The 21,079-nt window shown below is 64.8% G+C and carries 27 protein-coding genes, 1 tRNA gene and 1 pseudogene; 8 read left to right on the top strand and 21 right to left on the bottom strand.

Annotated features, from left to right (window positions below):
- Window positions 1–121: 121 nt before the first annotated feature.
- Together PJB24_RS04615 and PJB24_RS04610 are read right to left on the bottom strand one after the other, a co-directional pair.
- Window positions 122–889, bottom strand: a complete 768-nt coding sequence (locus PJB24_RS04615) for a methylated-DNA--[protein]-cysteine S-methyltransferase (RefSeq protein ID WP_273843210.1) — start codon at window positions 887–889, stop codon at window positions 122–124.
- A 4-nt stretch (window positions 890–893) separates the two neighbouring features.
- On the bottom strand, window positions 894–1,436 hold the full coding sequence (locus PJB24_RS04610) for an RNA polymerase sigma factor (protein WP_273843208.1): 543 nt from the start codon (window positions 1,434–1,436) through the stop codon (window positions 894–896).
- 72 nt (window positions 1,437–1,508) lie between these two features.
- On the opposite strand from PJB24_RS04610, the gene PJB24_RS04605 reads away from it, so the two are divergent.
- From PJB24_RS04605 to PJB24_RS04595, 3 genes are read left to right on the top strand one after another with little or no spacing between them, the layout of a single operon-like run.
- Window positions 1,509–2,351 carry a UbiA family prenyltransferase gene (locus PJB24_RS04605; protein WP_273843206.1) on the top strand — a complete coding sequence of 281 codons (843 nt, stop codon included), beginning with the start codon at window positions 1,509–1,511 and terminating at the stop codon, window positions 2,349–2,351.
- Complete coding sequence (locus PJB24_RS04600; RefSeq protein ID WP_273843204.1) at window positions 2,348–3,754, top strand: phytoene desaturase family protein; 1,407 nt, start codon at window positions 2,348–2,350, stop codon at window positions 3,752–3,754. Before PJB24_RS04605 ends, PJB24_RS04600 begins: the two co-directional genes overlap by 4 nt.
- A 20-nt stretch (window positions 3,755–3,774) precedes the next feature.
- Window positions 3,775–4,926: an aminotransferase class V-fold PLP-dependent enzyme gene (locus PJB24_RS04595; RefSeq protein ID WP_273843202.1), complete on the top strand. Its 1,152-nt coding sequence runs from the start codon at window positions 3,775–3,777 to the stop codon at window positions 4,924–4,926.
- 7 nt (window positions 4,927–4,933) lie between these two features.
- Here PJB24_RS04595 and PJB24_RS04590 read toward each other — a convergent pair whose 3' ends face one another.
- The 6 genes from PJB24_RS04590 to PJB24_RS04565 all read right to left on the bottom strand — a co-directional run bounded on the left by PJB24_RS04590 (window position 4,934) and on the right by PJB24_RS04565 (window position 7,515).
- Complete coding sequence (locus PJB24_RS04590) at window positions 4,934–5,482, bottom strand: GNAT family N-acetyltransferase (RefSeq protein ID WP_273843200.1); 549 nt, start codon at window positions 5,480–5,482, stop codon at window positions 4,934–4,936.
- Complete coding sequence (locus PJB24_RS04585; protein ID WP_273843198.1) at window positions 5,479–5,727, bottom strand: hypothetical protein; 249 nt, start codon at window positions 5,725–5,727, stop codon at window positions 5,479–5,481. The genes PJB24_RS04590 and PJB24_RS04585 overlap by 4 nt, the downstream gene beginning before the upstream one ends.
- A 70-nt stretch (window positions 5,728–5,797) precedes the next feature.
- Complete coding sequence (locus tag PJB24_RS04580; RefSeq protein WP_273843196.1) at window positions 5,798–6,445, bottom strand: hypothetical protein; 648 nt, start codon at window positions 6,443–6,445, stop codon at window positions 5,798–5,800.
- Window positions 6,446–6,461: 16 nt separating this feature from the next.
- A complete protein-coding gene (locus PJB24_RS04575) occupies window positions 6,462–6,842 on the bottom strand; it encodes a response regulator (protein ID WP_273843194.1) in 381 nt (126 codons plus the stop codon).
- A gap of 56 nt (window positions 6,843–6,898) precedes the next feature.
- A complete protein-coding gene (locus tag PJB24_RS04570) occupies window positions 6,899–7,123 on the bottom strand; it encodes a hypothetical protein (RefSeq protein ID WP_273843192.1) in 225 nt (74 codons plus the stop codon).
- Window positions 7,120–7,515 carry a roadblock/LC7 domain-containing protein gene (locus tag PJB24_RS04565; RefSeq protein WP_273843190.1) on the bottom strand — a complete coding sequence of 132 codons (396 nt, stop codon included), beginning with the start codon at window positions 7,513–7,515 and terminating at the stop codon, window positions 7,120–7,122. The genes PJB24_RS04570 and PJB24_RS04565 overlap by 4 nt, the downstream gene beginning before the upstream one ends.
- A gap of 137 nt (window positions 7,516–7,652) precedes the next feature.
- On the opposite strand from PJB24_RS04565, the gene PJB24_RS04560 reads away from it, so the two are divergent.
- Window positions 7,653–7,724 (top strand) — tRNA-Val (locus PJB24_RS04560).
- Window positions 7,725–7,831: 107 nt separating this feature from the next.
- On the opposite strand, the gene PJB24_RS04555 is transcribed toward PJB24_RS04560, so the two are convergent.
- From PJB24_RS04555 to PJB24_RS15885, 10 genes and pseudogenes are all read right to left on the bottom strand, one after another.
- Window positions 7,832–8,236 (bottom strand): type II toxin-antitoxin system HicB family antitoxin, encoded by a 405-nt coding sequence (locus PJB24_RS04555; RefSeq protein WP_273843188.1) that lies wholly within the window; start codon window positions 8,234–8,236, stop codon window positions 7,832–7,834.
- 61 nt (window positions 8,237–8,297) lie between these two features.
- Window positions 8,298–9,437 carry a tyrosine-type recombinase/integrase gene (locus PJB24_RS04550; protein ID WP_273843186.1) on the bottom strand — a complete coding sequence of 380 codons (1,140 nt, stop codon included), beginning with the start codon at window positions 9,435–9,437 and terminating at the stop codon, window positions 8,298–8,300.
- Window positions 9,430–9,633 (bottom strand): hypothetical protein, encoded by a 204-nt coding sequence (locus PJB24_RS04545; protein ID WP_273843184.1) that lies wholly within the window; start codon window positions 9,631–9,633, stop codon window positions 9,430–9,432. Before PJB24_RS04545 ends, PJB24_RS04550 begins: the two co-directional genes overlap by 8 nt.
- A 180-nt stretch (window positions 9,634–9,813) precedes the next feature.
- Window positions 9,814–10,038: pseudogene (locus tag PJB24_RS15830) on the bottom strand (type II toxin-antitoxin system HicA family toxin).
- A gap of 5 nt (window positions 10,039–10,043) precedes the next feature.
- Window positions 10,044–10,280, bottom strand: a complete 237-nt coding sequence (locus tag PJB24_RS04540) for a type II toxin-antitoxin system HicB family antitoxin (RefSeq protein WP_273843183.1) — start codon at window positions 10,278–10,280, stop codon at window positions 10,044–10,046.
- A 183-nt stretch (window positions 10,281–10,463) separates the two neighbouring features.
- Window positions 10,464–11,207 carry a hypothetical protein gene (locus PJB24_RS04535; protein ID WP_273843181.1) on the bottom strand — a complete coding sequence of 248 codons (744 nt, stop codon included), beginning with the start codon at window positions 11,205–11,207 and terminating at the stop codon, window positions 10,464–10,466.
- Window positions 11,204–11,488 (bottom strand): hypothetical protein, encoded by a 285-nt coding sequence (locus PJB24_RS04530; protein WP_273843179.1) that lies wholly within the window; start codon window positions 11,486–11,488, stop codon window positions 11,204–11,206. Before PJB24_RS04530 ends, PJB24_RS04535 begins: the two co-directional genes overlap by 4 nt.
- A 99-nt stretch (window positions 11,489–11,587) precedes the next feature.
- Entirely contained in the window at window positions 11,588–13,780 is a 2,193-nt protein-coding gene (locus tag PJB24_RS04525) for an AAA family ATPase (protein ID WP_273843177.1), read from the bottom strand.
- A complete protein-coding gene (locus tag PJB24_RS04520) occupies window positions 13,777–13,953 on the bottom strand; it encodes a hypothetical protein (RefSeq protein WP_273843174.1) in 177 nt (58 codons plus the stop codon). The genes PJB24_RS04525 and PJB24_RS04520 overlap by 4 nt, the downstream gene beginning before the upstream one ends.
- Before the next feature lie 22 nt (window positions 13,954–13,975).
- Window positions 13,976–14,167, bottom strand: coding sequence for a helix-turn-helix domain-containing protein (locus PJB24_RS15885; protein WP_420541892.1), 192 nt, complete (start codon window positions 14,165–14,167; stop codon window positions 13,976–13,978).
- A gap of 81 nt (window positions 14,168–14,248) precedes the next feature.
- Here PJB24_RS15885 and PJB24_RS04515 point away from each other — a divergent pair, with 81 nt between their 5' ends.
- From PJB24_RS04515 to PJB24_RS04505, 3 genes are all read left to right on the top strand, one after another.
- Entirely contained in the window at window positions 14,249–15,286 is a 1,038-nt protein-coding gene (locus PJB24_RS04515) for a hypothetical protein (protein WP_273843172.1), read from the top strand.
- Window positions 15,287–15,598: 312 nt separating this feature from the next.
- Complete coding sequence (locus tag PJB24_RS04510) at window positions 15,599–17,131, top strand: glycosyltransferase family 39 protein (RefSeq protein ID WP_273843171.1); 1,533 nt, start codon at window positions 15,599–15,601, stop codon at window positions 17,129–17,131.
- Window positions 17,132–17,190: 59 nt separating this feature from the next.
- The gene (locus PJB24_RS04505) at window positions 17,191–18,687 is read left to right on the top strand and encodes a protein O-mannosyl-transferase family (protein ID WP_273843169.1); all 1,497 of its coding nucleotides are present in this window, start codon (window positions 17,191–17,193) and stop codon (window positions 18,685–18,687) included.
- Between the two features lie 28 nt (window positions 18,688–18,715).
- Here PJB24_RS04505 and PJB24_RS04500 read toward each other — a convergent pair whose 3' ends face one another.
- The 3 genes from PJB24_RS04500 to PJB24_RS04490 are packed head-to-tail and all read right to left on the bottom strand — an operon-like array spanning window position 18,716 to window position 20,755.
- Window positions 18,716–19,558, bottom strand: coding sequence for an ABC transporter permease (locus PJB24_RS04500; RefSeq protein WP_273843167.1), 843 nt, complete (start codon window positions 19,556–19,558; stop codon window positions 18,716–18,718).
- Window positions 19,515–20,315: an ABC transporter ATP-binding protein gene (locus tag PJB24_RS04495; RefSeq protein ID WP_273843164.1), complete on the bottom strand. Its 801-nt coding sequence runs from the start codon at window positions 20,313–20,315 to the stop codon at window positions 19,515–19,517. Before PJB24_RS04495 ends, PJB24_RS04500 begins: the two co-directional genes overlap by 44 nt.
- Window positions 20,315–20,755 carry a MarR family winged helix-turn-helix transcriptional regulator gene (locus tag PJB24_RS04490; RefSeq protein ID WP_273843162.1) on the bottom strand — a complete coding sequence of 147 codons (441 nt, stop codon included), beginning with the start codon at window positions 20,753–20,755 and terminating at the stop codon, window positions 20,315–20,317. The genes PJB24_RS04495 and PJB24_RS04490 overlap by 1 nt, the downstream gene beginning before the upstream one ends.
- Window positions 20,756–20,843: 88 nt before the next feature.
- Here PJB24_RS04490 and PJB24_RS04485 point away from each other — a divergent pair, with 88 nt between their 5' ends.
- A complete protein-coding gene (locus PJB24_RS04485) occupies window positions 20,844–21,071 on the top strand; it encodes a hypothetical protein (RefSeq protein ID WP_273843161.1) in 228 nt (75 codons plus the stop codon).
- The last annotated feature ends 8 nt before the right edge of the window (window positions 21,072–21,079 follow it).

Raw genomic sequence — 21,079 nt, 5'->3', positions numbered from 1 at the left:
CCTCGCGTTCCCTTCTGGCAAGCCCTGTATGGATCCTGATGATACACACGGCTTTAGAAACAATTATATCCAATTCGCCGGAAGATCAGCACAATTCCAGAAAGGTCTGCCGGGCTCGTCCTCAGGAGGCAACCACCGGGCGACACACCCGGCACGGGCGATATCCGGCGTCCGACGCCTCCCGCGCCGAGCGGAAGGGCCTGCGGTTCTCCGGTTTTATGCGGCGGGCGTGGTGGCAGGTCGCGTGGCAGAAGACGCCGGTGGTGGGCGTGGCGACGTAAAGGGAACCCGCGATCTGCTCCACGGGAACCCCTTCTGATGCCAGAAGGCGTCTCTTGATCGGAGATCCGAAGGCGTAGTTCCCGGTGCTGCCGTCGTTTCTCACCACCCGGTGGCACGGGATGATGAGCGGCACCGGGTTGGAGGCCATGACGTTGCCGACCGCGCGGGTGGCCCGCGGGCTGCCCGCCTCCCGGGCCACCCAGGAGTAGGGACGCACCTCGCCGCGGGGGATCCCGCTCACCACCTCGAGCACCCGCCGCTGGAAGGAGGTGGCATGCGAGATGTCCACGGGTGCCGTTCCCTCCCCGGCGAGGGCCGCGGAGACCATCCGCCCAAGCCGTGCATCGTCGGCCCACCGCAGCAGCCTCCTGAAGCGCCGCCGGTAGCAGGCGGCGAACTCCTCCGCGGGGACGTCGGCCCGGCGCACGAGGCGCACCCCGCTCTTTCCCACCCCGACGAAGACCTCACCAACAGGGGACGGGCAGAGGAGAAGCGCGTCCGTCCCGGATTCGAGGATGCTCTCAACCACGTCACCGGCGTCCAGGGGTGGTGAGAAAACCGCGCCCAACCGCTCGAGTGGCGTACGGATTTCAGCCTCGTATTCCATAGGTCTACACCTCGCTCCTCAGCCTGGTCGCAAGGCGGGCCTTCCCCCGCCGCACGAGCGTCTTGCAGGTATTCACGGGCCATCCGGTCGTCTCCGAGAGCTCTGCGTAGGAAAGCCCCTGGAGGTAGCGGAGCGTCACGGCCGTCCGCTGGCGTTCGGGGAGGGAGGCCAGCGCGTCGAGCACGTCCATCACCTCCTCGCGTGCGGGCCCGCGCCACCCGTCCTCACGCTCGGGCATCTCCGCCACCGCGATCTCCCGGCGTCCGTCCCGGCGGTGGTTGCGCGAGACGTTGAGCAGGATGCGGTAGAGCCAGGGACGAAGCACGAGAGCCCGGATCCTGCCCTCTGGATAGCGTCCGAGCGCCACGAAAGCGCGGGCAAAACACTCCTGCACGGCATCCTCCGCCTCCCCGGGGCCCAAAAGGAAGGCGCCGTAGCGGTAGAGCTCCGCGTAGTGTCTGCGGACGAGCTCGCCGGGGGCCGAGGGGTCCCCGGCGGCGAGCCGGGCGGCGAGAGGGTCCGCTGTTCCGTTCTTTCCCACACCCATAGAACACCCCACCCGCACAAAAAGTTTCAGATCACACACGGATCGCCCGCCGACAGGTATATAGTAGCCGTCGTGCTGGCCCGCCTCATCCAGGTCTCGCGGCCGGTGCTGTGGCTCAACACCACAGGCACCGGGGTGCTCGGGATGTGGCTCGGCGGGCACCTGTGGCGGCCGGAGGCCCTTCCGGTGCTGCTGTGGCTCTCCCTGCCGTTCAACCTTCTGATCTACGGCGTGAACGACATCTTCGACCGGAAGACCGACGAGATCAACCCGCGCAAGGGCTCCCTCGAGGGAGCCCGGATAACTTCTTCGGATGTACGTCCCATCTGGGTTTCGATCGCTCTCTCGAACCTCCCCTTCCTGCTCTACTTCTCCCGGAGCCTCCCGGCATCTTCTCTCATCTGGCTCCTCGCCTGCGCGGCGCTCTTCGTCGGTTACTCCACACCACCCGTCCGCTTCAAGGCCCGTCCCTATCTCGACTCGCTGAGCAACGCCGCCTACGCCTTCCCGCTCGTCTTCGTCCCGCTCGCGCTCGGGGAGCGCGTGCTCTGGGGAGCCGCCCTCGGGCTGATGGCGTGGAGCGCGGCGAAGCACACCTTCGACGCGGTGCAGGACATCCACGAAGACCGCAGGGCGGGCATACGGACCACCGCCGTCGTGCTCGGGCCGCGGGGTGTGGTCCTCTGGAGCGGGGCGCTGTGGCTGCTCTCGACGGTCTGCTTCGCGCGCATCAACCTGCCCGTGGCGCTCGTCAACGCCTTCATCGCCGGGTTTCTCTTGTTCTCGCTCGCTAGGGCACCCTCATCCCGGACCGGACACCGGCTCTACCGGTACTCGATCGCCTTTCCGTACGTCGCCGGGACGGTGGCCGGGGTGCAGCTCGTGGCGGCGCTCTCCCTGGGACTCTATCCATGAGCCGGGTGGTGGTCGTGGGAGGCGGGATAGGCGGTCTCGCCGCGGCCGCGCTCGTGGCCCGCGCCGGCCACCGGGTCACGCTGCTGGAGGCCTCGCAGCATCTCGGCGGCAAGAGCCGTCGTATCTCGGTCGGGGGGCAGCGGGTGGACACCGGCCCCTCGCTGTTCACCTTCCCCGGCGTGTGGCGGGAGTACCTCAGGCGCTGGAACCGGGGCTCGGAAGGTGAGGGCGAAGAGATCGCCGCGCTGGAGATGATCCGTCTGCCCGAGGCAGGTCGCTACTACTTCCGGGATGAGGTCTGCCCGCTCCCCGTACCGGATGATCACCCCTGGCACGAAGCGTGGGAGAGGTTCGAAGCCCTCCACGGCGCCCTCGGCCCCGACATCGAGCACCTGCTCTACACCGACCCCCTCGACGGGCGCATCCTGCCCTCCCTGGCACGCCTGGCCCGTCTCTACGGGGCTCACCTCACGACCAGCGGCTACCTCGCCTCGCTGAACTGGCTGCCAGAAGGGTTGCGCAGGATACTGGAGATACACACCCTCAATGCCGGGGTGCCACCGGACCGCACCCCCGCCCTCTACGCGAGCATGCCGGCGGTCATGGCGCGCGAAGGCGTGCGGGTTCCGCGCGGCGGGGTCTACGAGGTGGTGCGCGCGCTGGCCCGGCTCGCCCGGCGAGCTGGAGTAGAGATCCGCACCGGGGAGCCGGCAACGGAGATAGCATCCGGTGCGGTGAGGAGCAGCCTCAGAACCTACCGGGCGGATGCCGTGGTCGGTGCCCTCGACGCCTCCAGGCTCGAGACGCTCCTCGGGCGAGAGGTGCGTCCCCCGGCGAAACTCTCCTGCTCCGGCGTGGCCATCTACGCCGCGCTCGACAGGGAGATATCTCAGAAGGTCGCCACCCATTCGGTGATCCTCCCCTCCGACCCCCCGGAGCTATACCGCAGCCTGAAGACCAGAACAGAACCGCGGGAGACGATGGCCTTCCTCAACCACCATCCACCGGGAGAACCGTACCCGAACGACAGGGCGGTCCTCGCGCTCCTGCTCACCGCTTCACCCGACGGCGGGTCCTACACGATCAACCACCCGTTCGTCGCGCGGGAGATGCGGAGGATCTCGGATCTCCTGCGGCTCGAGTCCACCCTCTCCGATCTCTTCTCGGAGCACGAGATCCTCGACCCGCGCTACTTCGAACGGTGGGGCAGCCCCGGCGGGGCGCTCTACGGAGGGGTGAGGCCGGTCTGGCGGTCCGGCCCCCTCCACACCCCGCCCTACAGAGACCGCCGGGCAGGCTGGCTGTGGCGGGTCGGCGCCTCCGTGCATCCGGGCGGCGGCATCCCCGCCGTACTGGGCGGCGTTATGATCTCAGCAGGGCGCATGCTCCGGACACTCGGCTAGGGAGAGAAGGAGGAGAGCGGATGAGGTTGAGCCCGCAGAGAGACCTCTTCGACATCCCGGAGGGGGTGGCCTACCTGAACTGCGCGTACATGTCCCCGACTCTACGCGCCGCCCGCAGGGCCGCGGAGGAAGCGCTGGAGCGCACCTCCCACCCCTGGCAGATAACCCCACAGGACTACTTCACCGGCTGCGAGGAGGTACGCTCGCTATTCGCCCGCCTCATAGGCGGAGACCCGGATGGAGTAGCGATCGTCCCCTCCGTGAGCTACGGGATGGCCGTCGCGGCGGCGAACGTCCCGGTCGAAAGTGGGCAGAAGATCGTGGTGCTAGAGGAGGAATTCCCTTCGAGCTACTACTGCTGGAGGGAGCTCGCCCGGCGAAAAGGTGCCCGCCTGTCGGTCGTGCGCCGTCCCCCGGACGGGGTCTGGACGCCGGCCGTCCTGGAAGAGATCGACGAGAGCACGGCCGTGGTCGTGGCGACCAACTGCCACTGGACCGACGGCACCCTGCTGGACCTCGTGAAGGTCGGGGGAGAAGCACGCTCCGTCGGGGCGGCCCTGGTGGTGGACGGCATCCAGTCCCTGGGAGCCATGCCCTTCGACGTGAAGGAGGTGCGTCCGGCCTTCCTAGCCACCGCCTCGTACAAGTGGCTGCTCGGCCCCTACGGCGTGGGCTTTCTGTGGGTCTCCGAGGAGTATCGCTCCGGCACCCCGATAGAGCACAACTGGATCAACCGCGCGGGCAGCGAGCGTTTCTCGCACCTGGTCGACTACCGGGACGACTTCCAGCCCGGCGCCCGGCGCTACGACGCGGGTGAGAGGAGCAACTTCGTCCTGCTGCCGATGGCCGCGGAGGCGCTGCGCCAGATCCTCTCCTGGGGGGTCGGAAACATCGCGGAGACGCTGGCCTCCATTACGGCCCTCATCGAGGAAGAGGCCGTCGAGCGCGGCATGGAACCCACACCCTCGGCCCTTCGCGCCCCGCACATGCTCGGGATAAGGCTCGAGCCGCCCATCCCGGAGGACCTCCCGACGCAGCTCGCCTCACGCGGGGTGCACGTCAGCGTGCGGGGAGACTCCCTGCGCATCTCCCCGCATCTCTACAACACCGGGGAGGACGTCTCGCTCCTCTTCTCGGTCCTCGAGGAGCACGCCCGGGCGAGGTCCTTATGAGCTCCGGCTAAAACGAAAACTCCCGGCGCAACATCGAGTAGAGCTTCAGGTCCCGGTACGCTCCCTTCACGAAGACGTGCTCCCGCTGGGTGCCTTCGAAGGTCATCCCGGCCTTCTGCATCACGCGTTCTGAAGCCCTATTCTCGGCGAAGCACCGGGCGATGACGCGGTTGAGGCCCATGTTCTCGAAGCCGTAGCGGATCATCTCGAGCACCGCCTCGGTCATGTACCCTTTCCCCCAGCAATCCCGGGAGAGGACATACCCGATCTCGGCCCGGCGGTGCTCCCGCACCCAGGAGCCATCGTAGCCGCAGGAGCCGATGAGCCTGTGTTCCTCGCGGAGGACCACGCCCCACAGAAGCTCTCCCCTCGCGTACCCCTCCACCACCTGCTGCAGGAACCGTCTGGAGTCCTCGGGCGAGCGGTGCGTCTCCCACATGACGTGGCGGGTCACCTCAGGGTCCGAGGCGTAGAGGAAGACGTCCCGTGCGTCTTCGAGGGTCATCGGACGCAGGATCAGACGCCCCGTCTCGAGCACCGGAGGCAGCAGGGTCACGGTTCGATGGTCACCCGCTCGATGCTGCCCCAGGGCAAAAACTGGTACCCGATCGGGTCACCACTCGGGTCCCGGACGTCGATGAGTATCCCGGAGGCGTCCCGGTCGCAGATGAACCCCGCGACATCATTGCCGAGCTTGGCCGAGATGGTCACGAAGCTGTGGCGGGCCAGCGCGCGGGAGAGGTCCGGAACGTCCTCGCGCGGTCCCTGCGATGCCCTCTCGCTGAAGCGTCTGTTTTCCAAGCGTGCCTCCTCCGGCGGATCGAAGACGACCTGTCCTGTCCCCACACAGGGTACAACACCCTCGTCCGCGTCAGGTGATCAGCTCCTCGATGGGTATGGCTTCCGAAGAGCCGCCCTCGGGGTCCACCACCGCGTAGTCGGCCCCCGCCCGGCGGGCTATCATGGCATGCCGGGAGAGTCCTTCGGGGTTTTGGATCTTCCCCACGTACTCCGGCAGATCGAGCCGGGGTGCCCGCTCCCGGAACCCGAGCGCCTTCTCGGGAGAGCTGAAGAGGGCTGCCACGAGCACCTCCCGCCCTCCGCTCTGTACCGAGACGAGTGGGGATACACCCTCCTCATCGGTGAGCACGTACAGCGGGAAAGGCAGCTCGACCCTCCTCTCCGCCACGAGGTGCAGAACGTCTTCGGCGAAGAAGATGCCGGCCCCCTCCTCCGTGACGACCATCAGATAGTCCTCCCCGGCCGAGGCATACTCCTCCACCTCCCCCCACCCTTCGAGAGGCTCCGGCCAGAGCCCGGCGAAGGCATCGAGCTCGCTGCCCCGCGCACAGGCTGCGAAGTCCCCCGCGAGATCTCTCCCGGAGAAGAGCGCCCCCACCCTGGCCGGCCTGCCGCCGACCTCCGTCTCGGCGAACACCTCCTCCCCGTGCCGCCCGACGAGCCTGAAGAGCGGCGGGTAGGGAAGTTCGTCCAGCGAGAGTTCCCGTCCGAACTCCACGGCAGGGGTGGGATGCTCAGAGCAACAGCTTCGGGCGGACCAGCCCGCGCACGGTCTCGACGAGTTGATCCGCCGAGAACGGCTTGCGCAGGATGCGCACCGACCCGTGCGTTCTCTCGGAGATGGCCTTCGCCGCGGGGTCCTTCTTCGCGGCTGTGAGGATGACAGGTATCCTCGCGGTCTTCGGCATGGCCTTGAGGCAGTGGCAGGCTTCCAATCCGCCGACCTGCGGCATGGAGACGTCCATCACGACGAGGTCGACCCTGCGGCCCAGAGCCTCCTGCAGGGCTCTCTGTCCGTCGGGGGCCTTGATGACCTTGAACCCGGCATCCTCGAGGGCCTCGGCCCCCATCTCGAGCACCTCGGGATCGTCGTCAGCGAGCACTATGGTAGCCATAATGTCCGAGATTGTACACCTGTAGCGGGCGCCTGTAAGCTCCGCCGGTCGGCTCGTCAGACCCCGACCTCCAGCACCCTGTCGGCCATGCCGGCCAGCTCCCGGCTCTCCGGGGAACCTGGGTCCGGGAGATACGTCGTGCCGTCCTCGAAGGTGATCTCGACCTCCTCCCCGGCGACCTCGCCCTTCGATCGAAACCTCCCGATCGCCGCCAGCCCGACCAGGGCGCCGCCGGCCAGCGCGCCGGCGAGCAGCAACCTCAGTTCCCTCCGACCGCTCAACCCCGGCCTCCTCTCATCGCCTTCACCAACTCCCCCCTGATGCTGCGCATGTCGTAGAGCACGAGACCGGTACGGGCCTGAGGAGAGGTGGTCGCGAACAGGGCACCGCCGTTCTCGAGCGACACTATGAGCAGACACCCCAGCTCCGTCCTGATCCTGACCCGCTCGGCCCGCTCTTTGCCGTTGCGCCGCGCCGCGTCCCGCACGGCCTCTGAGAGCGCCCGCAGCACCGCACCGACTCTCTCACGCTCCACCCCCTCCAGGTGGGAAGAGTAGAGAAGCTCACCTCCCGGTGAGAGCACGGCGCACGACTCCACCTCCCCGGAGAGCGAGCGCAGCCCCTCTACGACCTGCTCCAGGCTCCCGGATTCCGCGCCCTCTCCTCTCTCCATCGTTTCACGCTCCTTCCCGCCGCAGATTCAAGGGATCCGGGGCATTATATCTCCGCACCGTACCCCGTATCCGACACACGGAGCTCTGCGCGAGCTTAACAAACGCACCTTCGGATGGTATATTTTCACGGTCCCAGGGGCGATTAGCTCAGCGGGAGAGCGCTGCCTTCACACGGCAGAGGTCGCTGGTTCGACCCCAGCATCGCCCACTCTGTAAAGGCGCTGATTTGCAGGAAAAATTCAGCGAACGGCACAGAGGCCCCGGTTCGAGCCGGGGCCTCTGTGCAGCAACCGTGCAGCAACGCGGAGAATGATCTCAGGGGGCCGGGATCCCCAGCTGCTCACAGATCTTGCGTGCCGTGAGGTTGTCTATCTCCGTATGGCGCGGGACGCTGGTACGCTTGCCGGTGCGGGGTTCTGGTAGATGGAGTGCCTTCCGTTCCTTCTCTTCCCAAGATGCAGCCGTGCTCGGAGAGGTGCTCGATGAGCGCGCGGCGCTTCGAACTTCCAGGGTCTCGCGGATCACGCCTTCCTTGCCCTCAAGTTCACGCTCGGCATCCTCCCGCATGACCTCCAGCACGAGCTCTATCGCGTCCTTGAGGTTCTCCCGGGCCTCCTCGATGGTCTTCCCCTGGGTGATGGCCCCGGGAACCTCCGGGCAGGTGGCGACCCACCACCCGTCCTCCCCACGCTCGAATATGGCCGTGAACGTCCCGTGCATCTTTGTTTCCCTGTCGTTTCTCACGGTTTCTCAATCATTCATCGTAGCTGCAAGGAGATGGTCAGCCGAGCGTCTCCTCGAGGGCTTTTGCGGCTTTCTCCTGCATATCCGGCAGAAGGTGGGAGTAGATGTCCAGGGTGATGCTGATGGAGGAATGCCCGAGCATCTCCGAGACTATCTTCGGGTTTATGTCTTTGGAGAGCAGCAGGGTGGCGCAGGTGTGCCTGAGATCGTGGAAGCGGATAGGCGGCAGCCCTGCCCGCTTCAGTAGCGGCTTGAAGGAGCGGTTACGCAGGTTGGAGGGGTTGATGATGGTGCCGGTCTCCGTGGCGAAGACGAGCCCGCCGGGCTCGTAGAGGGACCCCATCCGCTCCATCTCCTCCAGCTGGCGGGAGAGGTGGGCCCTGAGCGCTGAGGCGGCACCGGACGTGAGCCGGATGGTGCGCCGGCTCTTCTTTGTCTTTGTCTCCCCAAGGATGAAGGATCCGTTCGCCTGGGTGAGGGTGCGCCGGACACGCAACAGGCCGCGCTCCAGGTCTACATCCTCCCACTCGAGGGCCAAGAGTTCTCCCATGCGCATCCCGGTGGAGAGGGCGAGCACGTAGAGGGCTTCCAGCCTGTCTCCACGGGCGGCTTCCAAAAGGCGGCGGGCCTCCTCTTCTGTGAGAGGGCTGATCTCTTCCCGGTGGATCTTGGGCGGCTTCATCCCGGAGGCCACGTTGCGTGGTATGAGACCATCGGAGACGGCCTGGGAGAGCGCCTTGTGCAAGACGACGTGCAGCTTGTGCACCGTGGCGGCACTGAGTCCGGAGTCCAGCCGCTCCCGGTAGAACCAGCGCAGGTGTGCCGGGGTGAGATCTTTGAGTTTCATCTTGCCAAGCGCGGGCTTTATATGGGGCCGTACGGCATATCCGTACCTCTCGAAGGTGCTCCGGCGCACCGTGCCTTCCACGTCCTCGAGCCACCGCTCCAGATATTCCCCGACCGTCATGGCGCCAGCATCGAAGAGGAGACCATCTGCACGCTGGCTGAGGGCTTTGGCGAGTTTTTCGGAAACATCCTTGCGGGTCTTACCGGAGACGTAGCGCCTCTTGGGCCCCTCCGCCGTGTGCACGAAGTAGGCCCCGCGGTAGCCTTTTACCCTGCCGCTTCTGTCCCTGACGGGGTAGATAGAACCCTCTCCGTTGCCGCGCTTACCCATCTTTGCCCCTGCTCCTTTCCCACTCCCGGACGCTTTGTTCGTACCAGATCGGTCCCATGGCCAGCTTCCGGTTCGGACGCGGAACCAGATGCCACCAGCCACGAGCCATGTAAGCCTGTACCGTCTGCCTCCTCAATCCCAGACGCCGGGCCAGCGCCTCCGCATCCAGGACCTCGAACTGCTCCGGCACCTCCACCTTATTCAGATCAGCCTCCTTGACCATCGCCGCAGTTTACCGGATTTTCCAGGATTCTATCAAGTATCTATTGATTAATCAAGTGTTACTTGACAAGATTAGGGAGTCAGAAAATAAAGAGGTACTTAGAGGAGATAGCCCCTTTCTACCGGGCGCGTGCTCGAGGGCCTACGGCGTCGTCTACAGAAGCTCTATGAACTCCTCGACGGAGATCCCGGCGTCCCGGATCAGGGAGCGGAGCATACCCCGCTTGAGCTCCTTCTTTCGCGGCACGGTGAGTGGTTTTCTCCCGGGCTCGCCCTAGATGAGACGGATGTGGGATCCTTTTTGCCTCACCCTCTCATAGCCGAGTTTCTCGAATGCTTTTACCGCCTCATCGCCGGAGAGCTGTGGAAGCGGCGGCAAGGCTTCTAGACTGCCAGCTCGCGGACGATCTCATCTCCGGCAGGGAGCTCCTCCCCGCGTTCGGCCATACTCTCCAGAGTGAATTCGAGGGCGGCTTTGACGTCTTCGAGCGCCTCCTCTTCGGTCTCTCCCTGCCCGTAGACGCCGGGGAGAGAGGGTATGGAGGCGACAAAGCCGCCATCCTCGGGGTCTGGGTGTATGGCTACCGCGAACCTTCTCATTGTTTCCGAGCGTTTCTCCACGTTCCCTATTGTAGCTCAAGCAAGAGAGCCTGATCATCGCGCCGCAGGGACGGCAGGCATCCTAACCTCGCAACCGTTGCGGGATGAAGACCTCCGCCGAGATAGCGAAAGAGGCGGAGGTCTCGGAGCGCACCTGGCAGAACCGCACCAAAACTGGCCGCTACGGCCGGGAGCATGGTCCCATCAGGCAACCCTTTTCCAGACCTCCCCCAGAGTGTGTCGGCACTCCTCCACCTCCTTCCGCCCTGCCCGGGTCTTGTCCAGAGCTTCTCTGTGGGCTTCTATCGCTGAGAGCGCAGGCTCCATCCACACCTTGACGAGCTTCTCGGGCTCCAGAGCGAGCTCCTCCCGGCAGAAGAGGGTGAAAGCCTGCCAGATGGCCGCGGCCTCTAATGCGAGCTCGTGCTCCAGCTTCTCGAACAGAGGAGGCATGATGTCCGCCTCTTCGAGACGTTTCTCCAGGGCTTCAAGGGCCTTCTCTATGGCCGGGTCCGCTGCCTCTTCGTCGGTTTCAAAGGAGCCGTCTTCCAGCTCCCGGAACATCCAGCCTGGCGGGTCTCCTTCTTTCCCCGCCCGCGCCCAGGCGTAGCGGCTTCCTGCCTCGTGCCCTTGCAGGTAGGCTGTGTGGATCTCGTTGGTGAAGACCGTGCGCCCATAGGGCAGGGTCTCCCTGAGGGCCCTCACCGCATCCAGCCTGCCGAGACGCCCCAAGAGGTCTATGCACAAACACAGCGTGATGTCTTTGGCCGCCTCGCACCTTCTGACAAAGGCATCGTCGTTCTGGGTGTAGGTCTTTCTTGGACAACTATCCACGAGCCTTCTGGACTCCGCCTCGTCGCCACGCGAGACGGCCTCCACATCCAGCCTGAACCTCTCGTCAGGAGTCAGGCGGTCGTAGAGCCTGCCGAGGCCGTTCTTGCTGCTCACCCTGCCTTCCTCCTCTTCAGGACGCCTTCCAAAGCCTCCAGGCGCTCCTCGAGCTCTTCGGTCTCTTTGATCTTTCGTTCCACCTCCACACTCCTCAAGAAGACGTTGAGTATCTGCGAGACGATAGAGCCCACCCTGGGATCCAGCCGGCCCTCCTCTACGTCAGAGGCGAGCTTGAGCAGCCACGCCTTCACGTCCTTGAGCTCGCCTCTCGAGCGGGCCCGGCCCGCCTTCCGTGCGTTGCGGCGGCGCTCTTCCCTGCGGGCTGGGTCGTGAGCCACACAGTAGGTAGCGCCCGGTGGAACGACCCCCTTACAGGGCCCTCCGGAGCGCGTGATCGCCGGGCATTTCGGCACTAACGACCACCCCCTCCCCCTCTGTCATGAGAACAGCTCCTCTTTCGTCTGCATCACCTCCGCGATTGCCCAGTCCTCGCTCATGCCCTCGTGGACCAGGCGCCACACGCGCCGCCAGCAGTCCTCACACTGCCGCTCGCCGTGAACGCGGCAGGGGAGGTCTTCGTCTTCCCCGGAAGTTTCGTAACGATTTGTAGCTACTTGATTAAGAGTGCCAGGGGGTTTGGCACCCTTAATCGTTGGCACCCTTAATCCGAGGTCGGATTTTTGGCTTGAATAAGCGGAATTCTCTGCGTCAGTACGGTCCGTTTCCGATTTAGAGTGCCAAGGTTTGGGTTTGGCACTCTTAATCGCCGGGAGCTTCCAGAACCAGGTTCCCCCTCCGCGCTTGTTACAATCTCCCCGGCGTTCTGAGAGGATCCCCAGCTCGCGTTTTGCGCGCTTGAGGGTACGCTCTGATATCTGCGCTCTCCGTGCTTCGGCCATCACAGCGGAGGCCTCCACCTCGCCGTCTGCGAGCAGCTCGCCGAGTAGCTCTTTCGCTTCGTCGAGCGCGGAGCGTTCTTCGGGGTCTTGCGGAGCGGAGAGCAGGGAGGCTGCGTCGTGGTTGCTCTCTCCGTGCCACTCCACACGCACGGCCCCGCTCTTATGTGCTTGTGTGAGCGAGAAGAGGAGCGAGGGAGCGGGCGGTGCGAGGTTCGATTTCACCGGTGCGAGCACGCGCCGGCGTTCGTCTTCTGGATCTTTGGCGACGAGCATCCCCGCCCGGGCCGCGCCCACGATGCCTATGCTTCCTCCGCCGCGGTATATCGGGTTCCCTCCCTGAGCTTTGTTGAGGTGGCGCACCACCACGACAGCCGCCCCGGTTCTCTCTGCCAGGTGGGCGAGCGGGGCCAGGGCCCGCCGCACGTCCTGGTCACGATGGCTGTTGACATCCCCGGCGAGATAGGCCATGAGGGGGTCGATGACCACGAGTAGCGCGCCCACGCTCCGGACGGCATCTTCGATGAGATCCAGGTCCTCCGGGATCGCCAACTGGCGCTCGTGGCCCCTCTCGTCACGGACAGCAGTAAGTGCGAGTATCTTTGACGTGTCCGCTCCGGCTGCGTCCAGACGCGGACGTATGGTGTCCGCAAGGCCATCCTCCGCCGAGAGAAGCACCACGCCGCCAGCCGGGCACTGTGCGCCGTCAGGCCACATCCTACCCCGCGTCACGCGTGCGGCGAGGTCCGTGGTCATCGCGCTCTTGCCGGTACCCGGGTCCCCGTCTATCAGCGTGATCTTCCCGAGCGGGATCCGCCCCGGCCAGAGCCACGAAACCTCCTCCGGCTCCACGGCATCGAGCGGCGTGACACAGGCTGTCTTTCCGGTCCCACGCTCACGGGCATCGCTCCGCGTCCACACCCACCACGAACGAAGCGTATGCACCAGGCCCGGCGCCATCTCCTCCAGCGCCGGCCCGCCAGTGGCCGGATCCCCGGCCGCGATTTTCCGCGCAGTGTCGGAGACGATACGCTGGATATCGCCGTGCGCCTCCCGGCGGGCCCGCTCGTCCGGGAAGCCTGCGGCATCCCAAGCGGCGAGAAGAAGCTTCTCCACGAGCTCCGCATCGAGCCGGCCGGGACGGAGTAGGAAGCCAGCCAGCGCCAGCGCGAACTCGTGCCGTCCTCCTCCGCCCGCGTCACGGTGCGGTGGCACGTGCCGCGCTATCAGAGCGGCGGTGGCGAGCTCCCGGCACCGGCGGTGGAGCTCTTCTGCGCCTATCTCCTGGAGCTCTCCGCCATGCCAGACGTATCTCTCGCCAGACGGATGAACGCTCGGCGGTACGACCGTCTGACGCCCCGTCGAGCGCAGCTCCACGAGCTTTGCGCCGTCCGGGGCCTTCCAGTCCCGGCTCGCTGCCCCCGGCGAGCAGTACCACCAGTGCGAATGCGGCCTCGAGTCGCGGCCCGAGGTGAGCGTCGGGGGGAGGAACCGCGGCGCAATCTTCAACACCTTTTCGGCGTCGAGGTCGATATCCGCCAGCCCATTGGAAGCCTTCCCGAGCAGCAGCCCGATGTTGGCACCGTTGGAGAAGTGCTTCGGCAGGTCCTCCGGCTTGAGCCTGAGCTCTTGCCAGCCCGGTATCCTTGGGGCTTTCTCGCCGGCCGGGATCGGGACCACCGCGAAACCACGCTCGAGATAGCGTCGCGCTACTGCGAGTGTTCGTGCGCTCATGCGAGCAGCTCGCTTTCATCATCACGCAGCGCTTCGAGCGCTACGCTAACTGCGAACACGTCCACGTCGAGCTTTTCAGCGAGCTCCTCCGGCCCGGGCTCGAGCTCGGGATGTCTGCTCAGATAGTCGCGCAGCATGAGCAGTGTTTCTTGATGATCATCGAGTACAAGCATTTGAAGTCCCCTTCGGGGCTTTTTATTTGCTCGACGCGCGCTCTTCCATGAACTCGCGGAGGCTTGGAAGATGGATACGCACGCTTCGTCCGACGCGCGCGCTCTTGATCTCGCCAGAAGAAACGTATCGCCACAATGTCGTGTGAGAGAGCCCGGAGTATCGCTCGGCATCTGGATAGCTGATCCACTCTTGCGCTATGTTTTCTTTCAGCATGGAGTCTCCTAAAAATTTCGTGAGTGTTCCTGCACGCGCGTGCTTTATACTGTGTCCATTAGAAATAAATTAAATGGACACATGAACGAACAGACGCTGTGGGAACTGGTAGAGAAGCGACTCAGGGCTTCGAAAAAGGGTGATGGCAAAGTTCCTGAGCCAACAAGGGACTACCTGCGGAAGCGGGGTTATGTTGAAGATGCCTGCCTTCAGGACGACCGGGATAGGGCTGTCGAGATCATCATCAACGAGATAGACGCGCTGACTCGGGCTTACCCCGGCGGGACGGGGAGTGGAGGGGAGATAAAAAAGCGTACCATCCCGGCGGAGATCGAAACCATAGAGGATGGTCATGCCACGAGCCTGGCGGAGATCCAGGCGATGTGGGCGGAGAGGGACGTGGCGCCTCTGCGGCCGCTCCTGCGTGAAACGGGTCTATCCGACCACCCGGAGGAAGTCATGCGGCTCATCGCGGCTGCGGACAAGTCCCCAGAAGAAGGCCAAGACGACCTCGCAAGCTGGGTAGCCCGGGCTGCACACGAGCTTCGTAAGGCCTGTAACTGGTTTGCAGAGGAGTACGGCTGGGAAGAAGAAGCTGCCGCGCGGTTCATACTCACCGGCGAACCTCCGCATGCGAACCAGATCCGGGTTAACCAAATCCGGGTGACTTACGAGCTGACCAACAAGAGCGGAGCTTCGATTCAACCCAGTCGCGGTGAGCGTGTTTTGGGCCGGATAATCCTGGAGGCCTCGCCGGCTGTGCCGCCGGAAGCGGTAGAGTGCGTATACCGCAACGCACAGCGAAAAGTGCGCGGAAAGCACTACCGCCCCCTCTCGCTGCGAAGACTGGAAGTCTTGAAGTTCGTAGAGAGCCACACCGACAAGAACGGCAACCGACCTCCATACGAAGCATTATGGCGATTGTGGAACGAGAGAAATCCGGACTGGAGTTACGCGAGTTACCGGAGTTTCGCCAAAGCGCACAGAGAGGCCCTCCGGGAGCTTCGGTCTGCCCCATCTCCGATCCCCTCCCTGACGATCGCAAGCGGTGCACGGGTGCTTTTCGACCTGAAAGAGGCCGGAGGATGGGGTGCAGCAACCGTGCAGCAACCGGGGTGAATAATCTGAAAACTCAGGAAGAGCCGTAGCCTGCAAATATCGCGTTTTTGCAGGCATTTTGTAAAGTGCAGAGATCTCCTGAAAACTCCCGCACCGCTTTCACACGGCAGAGGTCGCTGGTTCGACCCCAGCATCGCCCACTCTCCAGGTTCCTGTGAACGGCAGGAACGGGAAGCCTCTGCTCAATGGCGCATCCATCGTTCCTTTACTCCGCGACTCGGTCGGGTGAAACCCTGGGCTCCCGGCTTCGTATACGCCAGCGTTATCTATCCTGTTAAATCAGGCGAACGGAGGGAGGTTCTCCAAACGGGCGTGAAGCCTGAGAAAACGCTCGCCGGAGAGGCGAAGACGCTGCTCGTGCTCACGGCCATCGTCGTACTGGCCGCCGGGCTGCGCCTCTATCATTTGGGGACCCAGTCACTCTGGGGAGATGAACTCTCGAGCTGGCGGTTGAGCGGCCACAGCGTGCTCGAGGCGGTGCGCGGCGCCTTCACGGATACCCAGCCACCGGGCTACTACGTCCTCCTGTACCTCGACAAGCAGATTTTCGGAGAGAGCGGTTGGGCACTCAGGCTTCCCTCCGCGGTGGCCGGGATCCTTTCGGTGCCCGCCGTATTCCTGCTCGGGCGACGCCTCTACTCCGACCGGGAAGGGCTCGCGGCGGCGCTGCTCGCTGCGGTGTCGTGGGCTCTCGTATACTACAGCCAGGAGGTGAGAGCGTACTCGGTCCTGCTCTTCCTCTCCATCCTCACCGTCTACTTCTGGTGGGGGATGCTGCAGGAGCTGAGGACGAAGGGCGAACTCCCACTCCCGGACACCGCGGGTTATGTGGTCAGCGCCGTCCTCTGCGCCTACGTACACTACTTCGGACTCCTGCTCGTCATCCTGGAAGGAGTAGCCTTCCTCGTCCTCGCCCGCAGGCGGGTGGTCAGGGCGCTGGTGCCCTACATCCCGGTCGCGCTCGCCTACGTACCCTGGCTTCCCTTCCTCGCCCACCAGTTCACCAACAACCGTGGAGCCGTCTCCTGGATGCCCAAACCGAAGGCGGATTTTTTCGCGCAGTATCTGACCTTCGCCTTCGGAGGCTCGCTCGTCATCGCTCTCATCGGCTGGGGACTCATCTGCTACCTGCCGCTCGGGTGGTGGGAACACCGGCGAAAGGAGAGAACCGGGTTGCAGGGCCCGTTACTGGGGGCGTGGCTGTTAGCTCCCTTCACGGCCACCTCCGTCTTCTCCGCCCTCTCATCCACCTCGCTGCTCACCGAGCGCAACCTGATAGGATCGCTGCCCGCCGCCTACCTGCTCGTGGCGAGGGCGCTGGTACGGATCACCTCGGGACCGGGACGGAGTTTCGTGCGTCCGGCGGCGGTGCTGTGTTTCGGGGGGCTGCTTCTGGGAGAGCTCATCTTCGGGGTCCACTACTACACGGCCCCCCAGAAGCAACAGCTGCGGGAGGCGGTCTCCTACGCCGTGCACGCCAGCGAGAACCACCCTCGTTCGCTGCTCGCCTACTGCTCGAGCGCAGATCTCTCCTACTACCTTGATCATCATCCGACGGCGAGGCGCACGGCCCTCGACGCCTGCAGGATCAACCCCGGCGTCCTGCGGAGCATGATACGCAGAGGCAGGTACAGATACCTGGTATACCTGGACGACGTACACGGGCGCCACAGTCCTCATTTGAGTCCTGGAATCCGGCGCAATTACGTGCTTCTGCACGAAAAACTCTTCTACGGCGGCTCCCCGCTCTACGAGAGCGTGCACGTAACTGGAGAGTTTTCTAAGGACCGAATCGTCAGGAAGCACGGGGGGCCAAGGGTATACGTCTTCCGCACCCTGCGATGAGATTCAGACAGTGCGTACCACACCTGATCCCGGGCCTAACGGCCGCGCTGGTATCTTTTTTGCTGTACCTGAAGACACTGGCCCCGGGTCCCCTGCAGCGCAACCTGGTCGACGGGCTCGCGGACTCCGGGCTCTTCCAGATCAGGATCCCCTACCTCAGCATCCCCCTACCAACGGGTTATCCCACGTACATGCTGCTCGGCAAGCTCTTCACGTATCTACCCTTCGGGAACGAGGCCTACCGCATCAACCTGGCCTCCGCGGTCTACGCCGCAGCGGCCGTCTTCGTCCTCTTCCTGGTGGCGCGCCTGCTGACCGGGCGCGTCCTCGCCTCCGCCGCGGCGGCCCTGCTGTTCGGGGTGAGCCCGGCCTTCTGGAGCCAGGCCGTGATCGCGGAGGTCTACATCCTGAACGCCCTCCTCATAGCCCTGGTGCTGCTCGCGCTGCTCCACTGGCACCGGAAACGCCGGGATCGCAGCCTGCTCGCCGCCGCGCTGCTCTCGGGGCTCACCCTGACCAACCACCTGACGAGCGGCATGCTGCTTCCCGCGGGGCTCGCGCTCGTGTACTCGGCGGACCGCACGAGGCTGCGCAGCCTCAAGCTGTGGCTCGGGGGAACGGGCATGTTCTTCCTGGGCCTTCTCCCCTACCTCTATATCCCGCTGCGGGCCGCCGCTCATCCTCCGCTCAGCACCTACCCGCTCTCAACGCCTCGGGAGATCCTTTCGTTCATGACCGGCGGACCGTTCCGGGCCCAGATGTTCGTCTTCGGCCCCGGACAGCTCCCCGGGCGCCTCGAGTACTACCTCTCACACCTCCTGCACCAGTTCCCTCCGGTGCTCCTGCCCGTCGCCCTGATCGGCCTGCTGAGCCTGGCCCGCCGGGATCGTCCCGTGCTCGCGATGTTCGCGGTGCTCTTCTGCGGGTGGCTGCTCTTCGATCTGGAGTACGACATCCCGGACATCTGGGTCTACTTCATAGAGACCTACCTGGTGGCAACCCTGCTCACCGCGGAGGGCCTGGCGAAGATCACGGACCTCCTGCACGGGTTGCGGCGTTTCGGGCTCATGATCGGGAGGTTCGTGTGGGCGCCGGCGGCTCTGGTCCTGCTGCTGACGTTAGCCCCTGCTGCGACGGCCGCCGCCCACACCTACCGTGCCGTGAACCTCTCGAAAGACCACATCGTCCAGACGAAGATAGAGGTCCTCTCCACAGAGCTCCCCCTTCACTCCACGCTCATAACCGACGGCGTGAGCGCCTGGTACATGCAGCTCATCGAGCACAGGAGGAGAGACGTGCGGATAATCTCTCCCTTCCTCGAAGAGGACCGGCTCGGCGTGTACGAAGCGCACCTGTGGCGGGATCTGGCCAGACGTTACCTGAAGGAAGGGAAGGGGCCGGTATACATCGAATTCCCGGACGGTACGGAGGACGAGTACGTATCCTCCTTCGAGGCCTACGGGATGAAGCTCCTCCCCTGCGCGGGCGGGGAGTTCTACCAGGCGGTGCGCCTGAACAGCCACCCCCGCACCTGCAGGGTACGCTCCGAAGGCTGAGATCCCCTTCCGGAGCCCGTGCACCGCTTCAGATGAGGATCCTCCGGTAGGTGCGCGCGGCGACGACCTGGGCCAGAACCAATACCCCCAGCAGAACCGCCCAGTCCGTGGCGGCCCCGGGAACCCGTCCCGAAACCAGATACCCCCGCAAAAGATCGACCAGATAGCTGAGCGGATTGACCGTGGCGAGCGCCTTCAGCCAGCCCGGCATCATCCCGACCGGGTAGATCGCGTTGCTCGCGAAAAACAGTGGCATCGTGATCACCTGCCCGAAGCCCATGAATCGCTCACGGGTTTTGAGGACTATCGCCACGAGCATCGAGATGGTCGAAAAGAGGCTCGCACCGACCACCACCGCGACGAGAGTCCCGACGACGCCCGGCACGCTCCAGTGGAACTTCACGCCGACCACGAGCGCGATGATGAAGATCACCACGGCCTGACTCGTCGCCCGCACCCCTGCCCCGAGCCCCTTGCCGGTCACGAAGCTCGCCCGCGGCACGGGCATCACCAGCAGCTTCTGCAGGATACCCTGATCCCGGTCCCAGATTATGGTGAGCCCGTAGAAGATCGAGATGAACATCAGCGACTGCGCGAGGATGCCGGGAGCCATGAAGGTCAGGTAGTCGACATGTCCCGTCGGTATCGCCCGCAGGTGGGAGATGGCCTGCCCGAAGACCACGAGCCACAAGACCGGCTGCACAGCCCGCGTGAAGATCTCCGTGGGATCGTGGCGCAGCTTCCTCATCTCCATCTCCGCCACCACCGCCGCCCCCCTCAGATAGCGCCCCAGGGCATCCAGAAAGTCCGCCGGCGGCGGCCCCACCTCAACCGAAGCGCCGGACCCTCCGGCGTAGCTGCCTCGTCTCACGATAGCTCCCTCCCGATTCGGCCTGATCCCGGGTGAGCTCGGTGAAGACATCCTCCAGCGTACCGTCGGGACGTCCTATGCCCCGTTTAAGCTCCTCCGGCGCGCCGATCGCGGCGATCCGGCCGTGGTTCATTATCGCGACCCGCTCGCAGTTGGCTTCTGCCTCCTCCATGTAGTGGGTGGTGACGAGCACGGTCATCCCGGAGGCCTCCCGCAGCTCCTCTATGACCTCCCATACCGAGCGCCGGGCCGTGGGGTCGAGCCCGATGGTGGGTTCGTCAAGCACCAGCAGCCGCGGCTGGTGCAGGATTGCCTGCCCTATCTCGAGACGGCGCACCATCCCGCCGGAGTACTGCTTCACCAGCCTCCCGGCGGCCTCCTCGAGCCGCATCCTCCGGAGCGCCATCTCGATGCGCTTTTTGCGCTCCTCCCGCGGGAGCCCGAGCAGCTTCGCGAAGATGAGCAGGTTCTCGTATCCCGTCAGCGAACCATCCGCGGAGAGCGCCTGTGGAACGTACCCGAGCATCGAACGTACCCGAAACCCCTCGCGCACCACGTCGAGCCCGCCGACGATCACCCTCCCGGAGGTCGGAGGAACGAGGGTGGTCATCACCTGGATGGTCGTCGTCTTCCCAGCCCCGTTGGGCCCGATGAGACCAAAAACCTCACCCTCGGCGATCTCGAAGTCCACCCCTCCCACGGCGACGACGTCCCCGTAGCGCTTGAAGAGCCCCTTCACCTCGACGGCCGCCGCCATCAATCCGCCTCCGCGGCCTCAAGAACCCGCTCTATGAGCCGGCTGAGCTCCATCTGCTCCTCCCGATCGAGAACCGAGACGAGCCCGGAGAGCACCTCGCGCCGCCGCCTCTTCCACCCCTCATACTGCTCGCGCCCCTTCTCCGTGAGCTCGACCATAACGACCCTCTCATCGTCCGCCCGCCGCTCCCTCCTGACCATCCCGGCCCTCTCGAGCCTCTGACAGGCGCTCGTCGCAGAACCCTGCGTGACCCCGAGCACCCTCGCCACCTCCCCGATGCTCATCGGCCCCCCACGCCACAGCTGGCGCAAGAGCCAGTACTGCTGCGGCGTGATCTCCCCCCTCCTCACCGGGTTGGTCACCCCACGCAGAATGCGCCAGAGCGACATCAGATCCTCGACCAGACGCTCCGTAATCTCCTCTTTTCTCTCCACGCTCATGGTGAATTATATTAACGTGCATTTATATTGTCTGTCAATGTAAAATGATCGACCGTAAACGGACGCCTGGCGGTGCTAAGATGCCGGTGTGAAGAGAATGGAAGCGGAGTGTGGAGTCACCATGGAGATGGAGAAGGCTCGGACGGAGGAGACGGTAGAGGAGGAGCGGCGGGTAGTGCCGCAGTCTGGTTTTGCGCAGAGCAAGGCTCATGCGCTTCTGATTCGCATGTTCGACCTGCGGCGCGGGGGCGGGCTCGGCTATGCCGCGCTCTACGCACTGTGCCGGATAGTGCGGGCGATCTTCCACACCGGCTGAGCCGGACG

Source organism: Rubrobacter calidifluminis (genome assembly GCF_028617075.1).
GTDB classification, from domain to species: Bacteria; Actinomycetota; Rubrobacteria; order Rubrobacterales; family Rubrobacteraceae; genus Rubrobacter_E; species Rubrobacter_E calidifluminis.
The sequence above is the reverse complement of the archived record's forward strand: the minus strand, read 5'-3'. Positions and strand labels throughout refer to the sequence as shown.

Coding starts and splice junctions, on each gene's coding strand:
- PJB24_RS04615 (WP_273843210.1), bottom strand. CDS start 889: ATGGAATACGAGGCTGAAATCCGTACGCCACTCGAGCGGTTGGGCGCG.
- PJB24_RS04610 (WP_273843208.1), bottom strand. CDS start 1,436: ATGGGTGTGGGAAAGAACGGAACAGCGGACCCTCTCGCCGCCCGGCTC.
- PJB24_RS04600 (WP_273843204.1), top strand. CDS start 2,348: ATGAGCCGGGTGGTGGTCGTGGGAGGCGGGATAGGCGGTCTCGCCGCG.
- PJB24_RS04595 (WP_273843202.1), top strand. CDS start 3,775: ATGAGGTTGAGCCCGCAGAGAGACCTCTTCGACATCCCGGAGGGGGTG.
- PJB24_RS04575 (WP_273843194.1), bottom strand. CDS start 6,842: ATGGCTACCATAGTGCTCGCTGACGACGATCCCGAGGTGCTCGAGATG.
- PJB24_RS04565 (WP_273843190.1), bottom strand. CDS start 7,515: ATGGAGAGAGGAGAGGGCGCGGAATCCGGGAGCCTGGAGCAGGTCGTA.
- PJB24_RS04555 (WP_273843188.1), bottom strand. CDS start 8,236: ATGCACGGGACGTTCACGGCCATATTCGAGCGTGGGGAGGACGGGTGG.
- PJB24_RS04550 (WP_273843186.1), bottom strand. CDS start 9,437: ATGGGTAAGCGCGGCAACGGAGAGGGTTCTATCTACCCCGTCAGGGAC.
- PJB24_RS04525 (WP_273843177.1), bottom strand. CDS start 13,780: ATGAGCGCACGAACACTCGCAGTAGCGCGACGCTATCTCGAGCGTGGT.
- PJB24_RS04520 (WP_273843174.1), bottom strand. CDS start 13,953: ATGCTTGTACTCGATGATCATCAAGAAACACTGCTCATGCTGCGCGAC.
- PJB24_RS15885 (WP_420541892.1), bottom strand. CDS start 14,167: ATGCTGAAAGAAAACATAGCGCAAGAGTGGATCAGCTATCCAGATGCC.
- PJB24_RS04515 (WP_273843172.1), top strand. CDS start 14,249: ATGAACGAACAGACGCTGTGGGAACTGGTAGAGAAGCGACTCAGGGCT.
- PJB24_RS04495 (WP_273843164.1), bottom strand. CDS start 20,315: ATGGCGGCGGCCGTCGAGGTGAAGGGGCTCTTCAAGCGCTACGGGGAC.
- PJB24_RS04490 (WP_273843162.1), bottom strand. CDS start 20,755: ATGAGCGTGGAGAGAAAAGAGGAGATTACGGAGCGTCTGGTCGAGGAT.